Below are 12,369 nucleotides of genomic sequence, written 5' to 3' on the forward strand. Positions count from 1 at the left end.
TTGCCCGCTAGAACAGGCGTACCTTGCCGGCCACGATTTCCGCAGTCAGAGCCGGCAGACTGTCCAGAGGTGTCGCCACGACCTGGCGCACCAGCGCCCGCGTGCCGGGCGTGAGGGGAAAGCCTTGCCCGATTTCGACATGGACCAGGCGCGGCTGGTTGACCGGCGCGCCTATGTCCGACAGCAACTGCACCACGACTTCCGACGCTGTGCCGAGCTGAGCCTGCACGGCTGCCGCCATGCGCTGCGCCACCACGTTGTAGAGCTTGCCGACATGGGCCACCGGGTGCTTGCCGGCGGCCGCTTCCAGCGACATGCTGCGGTTGGGGGTGATCAAACCGTTGACGCGGTTGCCGCGGCTCACTTGGCCGTCGTCGCCATGTTCGGCGCTGGTACCGGTCACGGTCAGGAAGCCGTCCGCCACATCCAGCATGGGCGCGAGGTCCAGGGTATTGAGTTCGAGTACGCAGTCCTTGCCCAATAGCGCGCGCAATTGGCCCGCGACCGCTGGCGGTAGGCTTCGCCATTGGCAACGTGACGGCCGATAAAGGCTAGTGCGGCCGTCATCCCGATCCGGTTGCCGACGCGGAGCCCCATCACCTTGAAACCGTCGCCGGCCTCCGGGAACGCTGCGCAGAAGGCAGGCGCGCGCAATGCGCCGGCCAACACCAGCACCGCCAGCTCCAGGGACGATAGCGGCGCGTAGCCAGCACCGAAGGAAGTATCGTTGGCAATCGGAACGCTATTGGCGCGCGAACACCTGCTGCAGGTTGGGGCTGCCGATGGGCTGGAAGGTCAACCCGCATTGGGGGCCGTTCCATTTGCTGAGCAATGTGTTGATTTTCGGCGGCTTCCTGCTGTTGGCATCGGCGTAGCGCACCCTGTTCGAGGCGCAGCGTCAGCAGCGCCTGGCCACTACGGGCTGGTATGCGCGCATGCGGCATCCGCAGTATGTGGCCTTCATCATGATGATGTTCGGCTTCCTGGTTCAGTGGCCCACCCTGGTCACCTTGCTGATGCTCCCGGTGTTGTGTGTGATGTATGTGCTGCTGGCCCGCCGTGAAGAGCTTGAAGCGCCAGCCCGGCATGTTCGGGCTGACGAACTATAAGGGCGCTATCATAGCGCGCACCTATCGCATCAGATGCGTGCCCGTGTTGAACACGCACATTAGTGCCTGGTCTTGCGCAACCGGCTTGCCGGGCTGCGCACTTGCAGGGAATTCTGGCCTACAAAAGCGCCACCCTTGATGTCATTGCGGAACAAGTCGAGCCACGAAGTGCTGTCACTGATCAGATATTGCCTGGTCTGGCCCGTTGATTTGCGGCGCACCGTCAATTCCCCCTGTAATGCTGGCACCTCATCGGTCTTGGGGTCCGTTGTGTCCGTAGCGCTGAGGGAAAAATCCGCACGGATCAAGCGATTTGTGCGCAATATCCTCTGAAACTCGGCAATGTCTTCCGCTTCGAGCAGTTCCATACATCCTCCCAAAGTGATTCCTGCACATTCAGTATAGGCCGATCCGCAGGGAAGACTGAGCATTGGCATACGCGCTTGGCGGCTGTCCCACATGCCGGCTGAACGCGACGCTGAATGCGCTTGAGGAGCCGTAGCCAATCCGCTCAGCGATTTCGGACACGGATAATTCGTTGGCGCGCAGAAGGTCCCTGGCGATCTGCATTCGCCACACCAGCAGGTAGTCCATCGGTGCTGTCCCAACCAGGCGGTTGAATCGCTCAAAGAAGGACGAGCGGGACAGCGCCGCAATCCTGGCCAGCTGCTCGATTGTCCACGGGTGGCCGACCTGCGCGTGCATTGAGGCCAGCGCGGGGGCGAGGCGCGCATCGCCAAGGCCGCGCAGTAGTCCAGGAGGCGCATTGCCAGTCGTGCACGACCTCATTGCTTCCACCAGCAACAGCTCGGCCAGGCGCGAAAGCACATATTCGCTGCCTGGCTTATCGCCGGAGGACTCTTGTCCCACCATATCCACCAGCAACCGCAGGCGGGCTGAGTCGCGCACATGCACGATGCTGGGCAAAAGCGATACGAGCAACGACGCATCGGGGCAATCGAACAGGAAAGCTCCACCCAGCGAGCGCATGTCCGGCGCGCCATCCTGCTCGCCATACCGCAATTCCCGGCGGTCGTTCGCTACTTTGTCAGGATCCAGGAAAACTGGAGGGGCCGGTGCAAAGCTCGAGATGGTAAAGGCAGGGGTGGCCGGCAAGAGGATGAAGTCACCGGCGCCAATCGCAACCGGTTCATGGCCATCGACCGACAGCAGGCAGCTGCCGTCCAACATGATGCAGAAGCTTGGAAAGCCATATGCGGAGTATCGGACAGCCCAGTTCCCCTTGCCGCTGATGATGCTGGCAAATGCTGCATGGGGCCGCAAAAGCCTGACCACTTCGGAGAGCGGGTCGGATGCTGCCGGACTTTGGCTAAACATATTTGGACTTGGCGTTATCGTAAGTCCTGTCAGCTTCCTATATTGTTCTCTCCAGGTCAACCCACACTTGGAGATTCAAATGAAAACTGTACTGATCACCGGCTGCTCATCCGGTTATGGCCTTGAAACTGCCCGCCATTTTCTGTCGCAGGGCTGGCAGGTCATTGCTACCATGCGCACGCCGCGTCACGACCTCTTCCCAGCGTCGAGCAATCTGCGGGTTTTGCAGCTGGACGTCACCGATGCCGACAGCATCGCCCGGGCGCTGCATGAAGCTGGGCCAATCGACGTGCTCGTGAACAACGCTGGTCTGGGGCTGTTCGGCGCGCTGGAAGCGACACCCATGTCCACGGTCCGTGAAATTTTTGAGACCAATACCTTTGGCGCCATGGCCATGTGCCGGGCGGTCATCCCGCAATTCCGGCAGCGCCGCGAAGGTGTCATCGTCAATGTGACGTCCAGCGCAACGTTGGCGCCGTTCCCCCTGGTGGCAGCTTACACGGCCAGCAAGACCGCCATTGAGGGCTTCACCGAATCGCTGGCACTGGAGCTCAGGGAATTCGGCATCCGCGCCAAACTGGTCCAGCCCGGTTATGGTCCTTCAACCGGCTTCACAGCCAACGGCCAGCAGCGCATGCACGGACTGATTCCAGCCGCATACGAAGCATTCGCACAGCGGGTGTTTGCCGGCTTTTCCAATCTGGCGGCAGTGACGAGAGAGACTGACGTAGCCGAAATCGTCTGGACGGCTGCCAATGACACATCCGAACGCTTGCGCTTTGCGGCTGGCACCGATGCGCTCGCGCTGGTGGGGCATCGTGCCGCCTGACAGTTCAAGCAACCCGGTGCGTGCGCAGGAATAGGCGTACACTGTTTGTGTGTTAACAAGCAGGAGAAACCGTCATGCAAGATAATGGACCGGAATTCTCCTTCCGCGGCCTGCCTTTGAGTGCCGAACAGGAATCGGAAATCCAACACTATATTCATCTGAGGAAAAGGCGCGGTTTGCCGCCCGACGTTGAAGAACTACGCGCGATGCTGCGCGACATGTTGGAGCCGCCAGCCACCGAAAGTCCTGGCGGGTGGGCGGAAGCCGAAGGTGCATGCGGCGATGCGGAACGCGCCGCTGGGCTGGTCGACAGCGGCGGCGATCCAACCTCCGCGCACGAAGAGCGCACTGCCGCCCGCGAGGCGGAAGCTATGAAGCACTCAACGCCGTAAGGAAGGGTTCACGCCGAATTCATCAGGCCAATCTGCCACCGTCGGATTGCACGAGCCTTCACTGGCCGGAGAAAATCATGGAAAGTACACGCGACACGCGAGCGCGCCAGGAGTCGGATGAAGCCTTGGCCGCACAGTATGAGATATCGTTCGACGGCAGGCGCTACGCCTTCCGCCAGCACCATTACGATGTATTCCGAGATGCCTTGCATTACGCCGTCGCAGAGCATGCCAAAGCCGGCTTCCTGCGCGATGATGCGTTCCAGCCGAGTTGGGTGGCTGCCTATCACCCAACCGACGAGGACGAAGGCATGATGAGAATGCATGGCATCGCCTATATCGAGGGCCACTTTCTGTATGGCGGCTATCGGTATGGCCAATTGTGTGACGCGATCGCTTTTGCCGCCGACCACCCGAACTTGTAGCGCAGGATCGTGAAGGAGCGTCAGTATGGAGAGGTCTCTGCAGTGGGTGGGTGAAGGCCTTCTGGCCTTTAACTGGTGGCAGCTATTGCTGATCGGACAGGTGACGACGCACCTGACGATCATCACGGTGACGATCTATTTGCATCGGTGCCAGACCCACCGCTCCCTGAAACTGCAGCCGCTCGCGGCACATTGCTTCCGCTTCTGGCTATGGCTGACGACGGGCATGGTGACACGGGAATGGGTGGCAGTGCATCGCTGCCACCACGCCCATTGCGAAACGGAGAAGGACCCGCACAGCCCGGTTATGCGCGGAATCAATCAGGTCTTGTGGCGAGGGGCTGAACTCTACCGCGATGCGGCAGGCGACCTTGCCATGCTCGACCGCTACGGCGGTGGTGTACCGGCAGACTGGCTGGAGCGGCGGATTTACAGCCGGTATACGTGGCAAGGCGTCGGTTTGCTGCTGGTGATCGAACTGGGATTGTTTGGGGCGCCAGGCCTGACACTGTGGGCCTGCCAGATGATGTGGATTCCATTCCTGGCCGCTGGTGTGGTCAACGGGGTGGGTCACTATGCCGGCTACCGTAACTACGATTGCAAGGAAGCTGCCACCAATATCGTGCCGTTCGGCCTGCTGATCGGCGGCGAGGAACTGCACAACAATCATCACACTTTTCCGACTTCGGCCAAGTTTTCGGTGCGCTGGTTCGAGCTCGATATCGGCTGGACCTATATCAGCATGTTGCGCTGGTTGGGGCTGGCGTCGCTGCGACGCCCGCCGCAGCGTTTGCTACGATGCGCAGGACAGTTCGTGCCAACCTTGGCGACTTTGAGGCTGGTATTGGGCAACCGCGCAGTTCTGACGCGCGAGCTGACCGTTCTGACGCTGGATGTGTTCCAGGCTGAACGGGCTGCCTTGGCGAAGCTGGTCCCGCATGCAACCTTAGTCCAGACCAAGCGTCTGTTGCGCCATGCGCCCTGGCGGCTCACGCACGCGCAAAAGGAGGACCTGGACCTGGTGGCGGTGCGAAGCGCGGGACTTAATGCCATGCATGTAGCACGGCAGTCGCTGGAAAAGTTATGGGAGCGTTCGCCGGCTACGCAAGCGGAATTGCTGGCAGGCCTGCAGGCCTGGTGCGTGGATGCGGAGCGTTCCGGCCCGCGTCCCCTGCGGCGCTTTGCCAGGCATTTGGCGAGCTATGGATAGGGAAACATGAACCTTGCCCTGCTTCATTCGACGGCCTGCCGGGACTTGCTTGACGAGGGCGGCCTGGAGGATGCGGTACGCTATTGCATCTGCCAGGGCATTGAGCCGCCGGTCCCGCCATGCGCCAAAGATTCACCGGATTACCTGCACTGCGTGGAGGTGGCCAAGGAAACCTTGTCAGACTATGGTTGGTGGGAAAAACGGCTGAAGGTCCAGCACACGCGCGACCGCAAGCAGATCGGGGCGACTTCCCAGTCGCCTTCCGGGGTGCCGCGAACGCGGATTGTCAGGTCGGGCTGACGTTGGTGGCTTTTTCGCCTTTGGGACTAGGGCTGCGCTCGAACGAGACGCGCTGGTTTTCGGCGAGTGATCGGAAACCATTCGCCTGAATGTCCTGGAAATGGACGAACAGGTCTGGTCCGCCTGAGTCCGGGGTGATGAAGCCGAAGCCTTTAGCTTCGTTGAACCATTTAACGATTCCGGTTTGGGTAGTCATGATAAACCTTAAAAAATGTAGAGACATGCCGTTTCCGGCGATACGCGGCAACGAGCAGGGTCAACAAGTGAGGGAATCAGACGGGAGTCGCCAGCGTGGCGAAACGGGAGAGAGACCGGCAATTCTTTAGCGGTGCTTGATACGCGGTAGACCCAATATACAGGCCTTTCCGGTCAACACCTAGCGATTTCTACAGAACGCTTGTCGGACCTTGGTGGTAGCACCAGCCCGGTCGCACAGCTGGACGAGAAGGCCGACGCGTGCGCGGGAATAGGCATACACTCAGTTCATGGCTCAAGTCAGGAGAAGTGCCGTGGAAATGCTGGGCTGGAACTTCCTTTAGCGTATTGGGACGGTGATGAACGAACGCCAAAAACGCTCTGACGTTGGTACCGCGAAGGCTGTGGCGCGCGGTGTCAATATCCAATCTGTGCGCAACCGGGCGCTGGCGCAGAAGTACATGGAATACCGGCGCGTTCCCTCGAGTGTGATAGCGCGGGTGCTCGACCGGCCACTGTTGCGCCGACCGCCCAGTACCGATCAGCTGGTTTCGGAGGCGATCACCCCGTCCTCTGCGCCGCCGACGCCGGACACGGCCGAGGACTAGTATGGAGTGCGACGCGCTATGAGAAAGCATCGGGTGGAAACGCGGCAGCTCGGACCGGCCCAGTTGCGCATATTGCTGACACTGGCGCGCGACCTGCTCCAGACCGACGAGGCGCCAGGTTCGTTGGCGCTGATCGGTCGTGCGTTGGTGGAAATGGTACGGTTCGACTCGGCCTTGCTGCTGCTGCGCAGCGCTCGGATGGAACTCGTCGAGTTTGACAGCCATGGTATTCCGCATGCGGCAGCAACGGAGCATCCGCTTTACCGCGCCGCAGTACGTATGACCGCCGAAGCGGTCAACACCGCGGACCGCCAGTCCAACGGCGAAGAGCAGCTTGAGTACGGCGGGCCGCGCAGGCTGGTGTTGGCCGTACCGGCGCACGCCGCAGCGGTAGTGCTCGCAGTCAGCTGGAATCATGACGTCGATCCAGCGACGCAGGACGCCTATAAACGTACGCTCTCATACATCCTGCAGCTGGCCGGGGCAGCGCTGGGCAAGATCGAGTCGCATACCTCACTCGAACGGCTGCTGCGCGAACAGCGCCAGGAAATCGCAGACACCTCAGCGAGCCATGCCGAAGAACTGAAGCAAAGGGACGAGGCGGTGAGCGAGATGCGGATGCTGTCGCTGACCGATGTGCTGACGGGGCTGTACAACCGGCGCGGCTTTTTCCTGCAGGCCGAGCAGATCTATAAGCTGGCGCGGCGCAAGCGCACCAAGAGCGCCGTGATATTTGCGGACATCGATGGCCTGAAGCGGGTGAACGATGAACTGGGGCATGAAGCCGGAGACGCCATGATCCGCGATGCCGCGCTGGTGTTCCGCCAGTCGTTCCGTCATGCCGATGTCGTGGCGCGCCTTGGCGGCGACGAGTTTGTCGCGTATACCGTTGACGACGAGCAGCCAGAGGTCATCCTGGCGCGTATTGAGGCAAATCTGCGCGCATTCAACTTGATGCAGGAGCGGCCGTATCGGGTTTCGATCAGTGCCGGCGTAGTGCTGGTCGATGCCAGTGCGGACCAGGCGCTGTCCTATTACGTTCTCCTGGCAGATGAACAGATGTACGCGCAAAAGCGAAGCCGCTTGCATTGAACCTGGCGGTGCGCGATCTTCTCATGTACCGGGCGCCTGGGGGGGCGGCCGCGAGGATGGGGCGCGGGTTACTGGGGATGTCATTGGCAAATGACGTGTGATGCTCATTGCTCGCCACTTTCGAACTTTCGGTTACCAACTCGGGGGTGGCGATTGCCCCGGAAACTCAGGAGCAGCTTTTCAAACCGTTTTCGCAAGCCACAAAGTCGGGTACCAGGAAAGGGCTGGGGCTCGTTCGCATGGCGGGTCGTGGTCAGTGCATTCTTCAAACGCAAGGATAACTTTCATGTATCAGGTCCGGAATAGTGGTATTGCAGGGCAGCGCGCTTCCGCCTGACGAGCTTGTGCCGTACCGTGGACGAACTTGTAGCCTATCGCCAACAATGCGAACGATGATGGCAAACTCGATTCGCATGGCGAACATCAGCGTGCTAAGGTAAATACATCACCTGTCATGGTAATTGTCCAAGATTAAGGATTTTTTAGCTCGGATTCACCTCGATCTGGCTGGCTGCGACCGAGCGCCGTTCGCTCGATGTCCGGGCTACCTGGAACTGTCATGAGACGCCTTCTTTATGTGATATGCCTGGTCCTCACCGCTTGGAGCACGCAAGCGAAGTCCGAAACGTTGAAGGTTGGCTTTTACGATTACCCGCCTATGATGATCGAGAGCGGCCGGACGGGCATCTATCAGGAACTATTGGATGAGTTGAGCAAAATTACGGGCCATCGCTTCCAGATCCAGTACTTTCCCTATGCGCGCCTTGCCCATGAGTTTAATTTAGGGCGGATTGACATCGAACCTGGCGTGTTCCCCGGCTGGGTGAGGAATCAAAGGGTGCCCGGCAAGTTTTCAGTGCCGTTTGGCAGGGTGGTTGACGTACTTGTATTTGCGCCGGGCAAATACTTCCCGATAAGCACGCCAAGAGATTTGAGTGGCAGAACGCTTGGATTGGTAAGGGGGTATGCCTATCCGGACTTGCGCGAGTTGTTTGATAGTGGCGTCGTGCATCGCGCCGACGCTGTCAGCGAGGCCCAGCTCCTGGTGATGCTGGCTGCCGGGCGAATGGACCAAATTCTGATCAACAAGGCAGTTGCGCAATACAATATTCTCACAGTGCCCAAGTATCGCGAGTTTGTCGTCGGCGATGTTCTGGGTTCGTTTGATGTCTCGATACGCGTCCACCCCAGCAAGCGAACCTTGTTGCCACTATTGGACGAAGCCATCCTGGCGATGAAACGTTCGGGTGCCATCGCAAGAATCTACGCCAAATACGGCGTGAGTCTCTAGAACACCAGTCTTCTCCGCAGTGCGGCCATGGCGATAAGCTGCAACAAAACCAAGGGACCGAGTACCCACGCGACAGGCAACGATTTCAAAGGCTCGACGATGAATTCGGCGCGCTCGATAGGCGCCGGGTCTTCGCCCTTTTTCGCTCAGTGCTTCATTCAATTGACGCAGGTGTCCCAGCCCAAGGAGCAACTTATGTTCCTGTGGCTGGTAATCCGTGCCCAACGGATACATCGCACTGGGCGTGTCCTTTTATCTCGATGTGCGCGCCAGCGAAGGCTGTGACGGGGTGGGTTTCCGCAAATTTCAATAAGGGGGGAGCACGACTTTGATTTATCGCCCGCCAAGGTCAAGCTCAGTTTCACCTCCCGGCCATTGGTTGAATTTGAAATGCGCTTTGACTGCAACGGGCGTGAGCCCTACCGCAGTCGTATTGGCGCGGACGCGGAACGCGTTATCGAAGGCGGAATGGTCGCGGTGCCCGTGGGTATGCGCGACGAGCAAACCAAGCTTGCGTCCGCCAATCAGGCGGTTGACCGTTTCCACCAACGCGAATGCCACGCCATCGACAGGCTTCGCGCCAGAGTCTAGCAAAAGCGTCTCCTCCTCACCGAGTATCCGCCCTGGGCCGCCAGTTGGCAGCCAGGGCGTGGATGGAGAGGATCAGAACTTGTACTGCAGGTTGGCGAAGAACGAGCGGCCGCGCGGGTCGCCGTAGGTCGGGTCCCAGGTCACCTCGAAATAGCGCGACTGGTTGGTGAATGGCGGCGGCGTGTCGGCGATATTGATGACGCCGGCGCGCAGCTTGAGGTTCTTGTTGAACGAATAGCTGCCGGTCAGGTCCCACAGCGAATAGGCCTTCACGTCGCGGTCGTTCCAGCCCGGATCAGCCAGGCCTTGGATGTTCTGGTCGCGATAGCTGGAGAAGAAGGTGTGGCCCAGGCTCACATTGGCGGCGCCCTGGGTCCAGTCGAAATTGAGCTTATGGCGCCAGCGCTGCACGGCCTTGTCGTCGCGGAATACGCCCAGGCCGTCCGCCATCGGCGAATGCGGGTCGGACTGGAACTCGTACTTGGTGATCAGCGTGCCGTTCAAACCGGCGCTGAAGCGGCCCACCGAAGTCGCATCGCCGCGCCAGTTCAGCGCAATATCCAGGCCGGACGTATTCAGCTTGCCACGGTTCTCCTTCTTGAACTGCAGGAAGGACACGAAACCATCCTCATCGCGCACCACGATCTCCGGATCGTTGTAGTAGACCGGGTTGTCGAACACGGTCTGCTCGCCGATTTCCGAAATGATGTCGGTCTTGCGGATGATCCAGTAGTCGAGGCTCGCGTTCCAGTTCCGGTTAGGTTCCAGCACCACGCCGAGCGAGAACTGCTTGGACTTTTCCGGTTTCAGCAGAGGATTGCCGTAACGGTCGACGTCGAACTGGGCGATCTCGCCGGAGACCGGGTCGTTCACGAAACTGGCCGTGGTGCCGGAACGCACCGGCAGGAACAATTCGGAAATCGACGGTGCACGGAAGCCGGTGCCATACGAAGCGCGGCCCAGCACCTCCCGGCTCGGACGGTAGCTGACTGCGACTTTCGGGTTGGTGGTCGTCAGTTTCGGCGTGGTAACCTTGGTCAGCGGATCATGCACGCCCTTATAGCGGTCATGACGGATGGCGAACTGGCCTTCCCATTCCTTGGTGAACGGCGCATTGATCTCCGCGTAGAAGCCGGCGATGTCGCGCGAGTTGGAGGAATCGGCCAGCAGTTCGTCGGAGCTGGCGCGGTCGCCCTGCACGTCGTTGGAGCGCAGTGCCTCGGTGGAGGTGAACGAAGTCTTCTCACGGCGCAGTTCGGCACCCACTGCGAGCATGGCATTGCCGCCTTCCAGCGCCATCAATGGGCGGGTCAGCTTGCCATCGACGCTGTCGCTGGTGCCCTTCGACATGCGCGCTGCATCATGGATCTTGATCGAGTCCATGAACTTGCGGCCCGAATCGTCCGTGGCCACGGCAAACGGGTTGTACTTGCCGGCGGCGATGCCCGCCAGCAGCTTGGTGCGCGAGACCCAGCCATCGATATCGAGATCGGTGGCCTTGTTCACGCTGTGGTTGTAGGCGGTATCGTATTCCCAGTCGCCGACCTTGCCGGCCGCACCCAAGACGAAGCGCGACGCCTTGCTGGTGACTTCCGAAGTGCGGCGGCCCGCATCCGACAGGCGGAAACGGAAGTTGACCGGGGTGGTGATGCCGGTCTTGGCCTGCAGGTCGGCTGGCAGGCGGATGCCGGTGCTGGTGCCGTTGATAGCGCCCGAGGTGGCGGGCGAGGCCGCATAGCTGGTCTCGGCCTTGCTTAGCAAGACTTCCGCAAATACCTGATGGTCGCCAGCCACCAGCGCGGTGGCGCGGCCGATAAAGCTCTGCTTTTTGGACTCCGGATAGACTTCCGAATCGGCCATGTAGTTGAAGTTACAGCCTTCCGTGCCGCCGGGACCGAGCGGGCGCACCACGTTCGGGCTGCCGTTCACGCAGGAGTCCTTGCCCAGGTTGACGCGCCGGCCCGGCGACGGCACCCAGGTGCCGCCAGGGCCGGAACCCTTCAGGTAACCGGATTGGTTCAGGGTCGCCAGCTGGGCCGCAGTCAGGTCCACGTTGGCCGGGAAGGAGTAGCTCGAAAGCTGGGGCGACAGGCGGTCGGGCAGGCTGTACTCCTGCATGAACTTGCGCTGTGAGCTGGCCAGGCGGTCGGTTTCCTGCAAATCCAGCGCGCCGAAGACGTTGAAGCCGTCCGTGCTCAAGGCGCCAAAGCCGCCGGACAGCGAGGCAGATTTCTTGCCGCCGCCACCTTCGTCGGTACGCAGCGCGTACAGGCTGGCATCGCCGCCCTGGTAGTCCTTGCGGGTGATGAAGTTGATCACGCCGCCCATGGCGTCGGTACCGTAGATCGCCGAGGCGCCATCTTTCAGTACTTCCACGCGCTGGATCGCGCCCGCAGGGATGTTATTCAGGTCGACGCCGGAATTGTCGCCAGGGCTGGCGAAGTTAGCCATGCGGCGGCCATTCAGCAGCACCAGGGTGCTTGAGACACCCAGGCCACGCAGGTTGGCGCCGTTGAAGCCGCGTTGGCCGCCCATGACGTCGCTGACGCTGGCGCCATCGGTCAGGCCACCCACATTGGACGCGATCTTTTGCAGCAGTTCGGCGGCGGTGGTCACGCCGGTCTTCTCAATATCCTCACGTTTGATGACTTCGACTGGCAGCGCTGCCTCACCTTCGATGCGCTTGATACTGGAGCCCGTGATCTCCACGCGCGGCATGGTTTGCGCATATGCATTCAAACCCATGGTGCCAAGCGCGAGCAGTACGGCATGGGTGCAGCGGGAGCGGCGGAATGAAGAAGCCTTGTGCGTGCCAGGTATTTTCATGCGATCAGTCCTCGTAAGTAGGTATTCATTCGTACTTTATGGAACAGTTGCAGTGTATGCATCGTTGCACAGCTTGCGCGCACCGGAGGTCGCATGGGTCGCTCTGTGTAAAAGCCGTGTCGCATTGTTGCAATGATGGAAGCTAGCATCTGTTGCGGACTTT

The 12,369-nt window shown here is 60.4% G+C and carries 14 protein-coding genes and 2 pseudogenes; 9 read left to right on the forward strand and 7 right to left on the reverse strand.

Features of this window, described 5'->3' with window-relative positions; translation table 11 throughout:
• Positions 1-7: 7 nt before the first annotated feature.
• Positions 8-493: a methionine adenosyltransferase gene (locus AAHE99_RS09525; RefSeq protein WP_342116766.1), complete on the reverse strand. Its 486-nt coding sequence runs from the start codon at positions 491-493 to the stop codon at positions 8-10.
• Positions 406-738: pseudogene (locus tag AAHE99_RS26785) on the reverse strand (methionine adenosyltransferase); the annotation flags it as partial. The gene AAHE99_RS09525 and the pseudogene AAHE99_RS26785, both read right to left, overlap by 88 nt.
• 32 nt (positions 739-770) lie before the next feature.
• Here AAHE99_RS26785 and AAHE99_RS09530 point away from each other — a divergent pair.
• Positions 771-1,109: pseudogene (locus tag AAHE99_RS09530) on the forward strand (methyltransferase family protein); the annotation flags it as partial.
• A gap of 59 nt (positions 1,110-1,168) precedes the next feature.
• Here AAHE99_RS09530 and AAHE99_RS09535 read toward each other — a convergent pair.
• The gene (locus AAHE99_RS09535; protein ID WP_342116768.1) at positions 1,169-1,477 is read right to left on the reverse strand and encodes a transcriptional regulator; all 309 of its coding nucleotides are present in this window, start codon (positions 1,475-1,477) and stop codon (positions 1,169-1,171) included.
• 28 nt (positions 1,478-1,505) lie between these two features.
• Positions 1,506-2,447, reverse strand: coding sequence for an AraC family transcriptional regulator (locus AAHE99_RS09540; protein WP_342116769.1), 942 nt, complete (start codon positions 2,445-2,447; stop codon positions 1,506-1,508).
• A gap of 79 nt (positions 2,448-2,526) precedes the next feature.
• On the opposite strand from AAHE99_RS09540, the gene AAHE99_RS09545 reads away from it, so the two are divergent.
• The 5 genes from AAHE99_RS09545 (at position 2,527) to AAHE99_RS09565 (ending at position 5,603) form a co-directional block, all read left to right on the forward strand.
• Positions 2,527-3,276: an SDR family oxidoreductase gene (locus AAHE99_RS09545; RefSeq protein WP_342116770.1), complete on the forward strand. Its 750-nt coding sequence runs from the start codon at positions 2,527-2,529 to the stop codon at positions 3,274-3,276.
• A 74-nt stretch (positions 3,277-3,350) separates the two neighbouring features.
• The gene (locus AAHE99_RS09550; RefSeq protein ID WP_342116771.1) at positions 3,351-3,668 is read left to right on the forward strand and encodes a hypothetical protein; all 318 of its coding nucleotides are present in this window, start codon (positions 3,351-3,353) and stop codon (positions 3,666-3,668) included.
• Between the two features lie 77 nt (positions 3,669-3,745).
• Positions 3,746-4,093 (forward strand): hypothetical protein, encoded by a 348-nt coding sequence (locus AAHE99_RS09555; RefSeq protein ID WP_342116772.1) that lies wholly within the window; start codon positions 3,746-3,748, stop codon positions 4,091-4,093.
• 25 nt (positions 4,094-4,118) lie between these two features.
• Complete coding sequence (locus tag AAHE99_RS09560; protein WP_342116773.1) at positions 4,119-5,303, forward strand: DesA family fatty acid desaturase; 1,185 nt, start codon at positions 4,119-4,121, stop codon at positions 5,301-5,303.
• A gap of 6 nt (positions 5,304-5,309) precedes the next feature.
• Positions 5,310-5,603, forward strand: coding sequence for a hypothetical protein (locus AAHE99_RS09565; RefSeq protein WP_342116774.1), 294 nt, complete (start codon positions 5,310-5,312; stop codon positions 5,601-5,603).
• Here the strand turns inward: AAHE99_RS09565 and AAHE99_RS09570 are convergent.
• Entirely contained in the window at positions 5,590-5,799 is a 210-nt protein-coding gene (locus AAHE99_RS09570; protein WP_342116775.1) for a cold-shock protein, read from the reverse strand. The two genes, AAHE99_RS09565 and AAHE99_RS09570, sit on opposite strands and share 14 nt — an antisense overlap.
• A 358-nt stretch (positions 5,800-6,157) precedes the next feature.
• On the opposite strand from AAHE99_RS09570, the gene AAHE99_RS09575 reads away from it, so the two are divergent.
• The 3 genes from AAHE99_RS09575 to AAHE99_RS09585 all read left to right on the forward strand — a co-directional run bounded on the left by AAHE99_RS09575 (position 6,158) and on the right by AAHE99_RS09585 (position 8,789).
• Positions 6,158-6,406: a hypothetical protein gene (locus AAHE99_RS09575; RefSeq protein ID WP_342116776.1), complete on the forward strand. Its 249-nt coding sequence runs from the start codon at positions 6,158-6,160 to the stop codon at positions 6,404-6,406.
• A gap of 18 nt (positions 6,407-6,424) precedes the next feature.
• The gene (locus tag AAHE99_RS09580; protein WP_342116778.1) at positions 6,425-7,498 is read left to right on the forward strand and encodes a GGDEF domain-containing protein; all 1,074 of its coding nucleotides are present in this window, start codon (positions 6,425-6,427) and stop codon (positions 7,496-7,498) included.
• 559 nt (positions 7,499-8,057) lie between these two features.
• Positions 8,058-8,789: a substrate-binding periplasmic protein gene (locus AAHE99_RS09585; protein WP_342116780.1), complete on the forward strand. Its 732-nt coding sequence runs from the start codon at positions 8,058-8,060 to the stop codon at positions 8,787-8,789.
• A gap of 333 nt (positions 8,790-9,122) precedes the next feature.
• Here the strand turns inward: AAHE99_RS09585 and AAHE99_RS09590 are convergent, their stop codons facing one another.
• Together AAHE99_RS09590 and AAHE99_RS09595 are read right to left on the reverse strand one after the other, a co-directional pair.
• Entirely contained in the window at positions 9,123-9,383 is a 261-nt protein-coding gene (locus AAHE99_RS09590) for a hypothetical protein (RefSeq protein ID WP_342116782.1), read from the reverse strand.
• Positions 9,384-9,452: 69 nt separating this feature from the next.
• Complete coding sequence (locus AAHE99_RS09595; RefSeq protein WP_342116783.1) at positions 9,453-12,206, reverse strand: TonB-dependent receptor; 2,754 nt, start codon at positions 12,204-12,206, stop codon at positions 9,453-9,455.
• Positions 12,207-12,369: the final 163 nt, after the last annotated feature.

Origin of the sequence: Pseudoduganella sp. OTU4001 (assembly GCF_038440195.1) — a bacterium.
GTDB lineage: Bacteria > Pseudomonadota > Gammaproteobacteria > Burkholderiales > Burkholderiaceae_D > Rugamonas.

Excerpts from the sequence above, each read along its gene's own strand:
- AAHE99_RS09570 (WP_342116775.1), bottom strand. The coding sequence starts at position 5,799 with ATGACTACCCAAACCGGAATCGTTAAATGGTTCAACGAAGCTAAAGGC.
- AAHE99_RS09535 (WP_342116768.1), bottom strand. The coding sequence starts at position 1,477 with ATGGAACTGCTCGAAGCGGAAGACATTGCCGAGTTTCAGAGGATATTG.
- AAHE99_RS09540 (WP_342116769.1), bottom strand. The coding sequence starts at position 2,447 with ATGTTTAGCCAAAGTCCGGCAGCATCCGACCCGCTCTCCGAAGTGGTC.
- AAHE99_RS09560 (WP_342116773.1), top strand. The coding sequence starts at position 4,119 with ATGGAGAGGTCTCTGCAGTGGGTGGGTGAAGGCCTTCTGGCCTTTAAC.
- AAHE99_RS09595 (WP_342116783.1), bottom strand. The coding sequence starts at position 12,206 with ATGAAAATACCTGGCACGCACAAGGCTTCTTCATTCCGCCGCTCCCGC.
- AAHE99_RS09565 (WP_342116774.1), top strand. The coding sequence starts at position 5,310 with ATGAACCTTGCCCTGCTTCATTCGACGGCCTGCCGGGACTTGCTTGAC.
- AAHE99_RS09575 (WP_342116776.1), top strand. The coding sequence starts at position 6,158 with ATGAACGAACGCCAAAAACGCTCTGACGTTGGTACCGCGAAGGCTGTG.
- AAHE99_RS09555 (WP_342116772.1), top strand. The coding sequence starts at position 3,746 with ATGGAAAGTACACGCGACACGCGAGCGCGCCAGGAGTCGGATGAAGCC.
- AAHE99_RS09585 (WP_342116780.1), top strand. The coding sequence starts at position 8,058 with ATGAGACGCCTTCTTTATGTGATATGCCTGGTCCTCACCGCTTGGAGC.
- AAHE99_RS09545 (WP_342116770.1), top strand. The coding sequence starts at position 2,527 with ATGAAAACTGTACTGATCACCGGCTGCTCATCCGGTTATGGCCTTGAA.
- AAHE99_RS09550 (WP_342116771.1), top strand. The coding sequence starts at position 3,351 with ATGCAAGATAATGGACCGGAATTCTCCTTCCGCGGCCTGCCTTTGAGT.
- AAHE99_RS09580 (WP_342116778.1), top strand. The coding sequence starts at position 6,425 with ATGAGAAAGCATCGGGTGGAAACGCGGCAGCTCGGACCGGCCCAGTTG.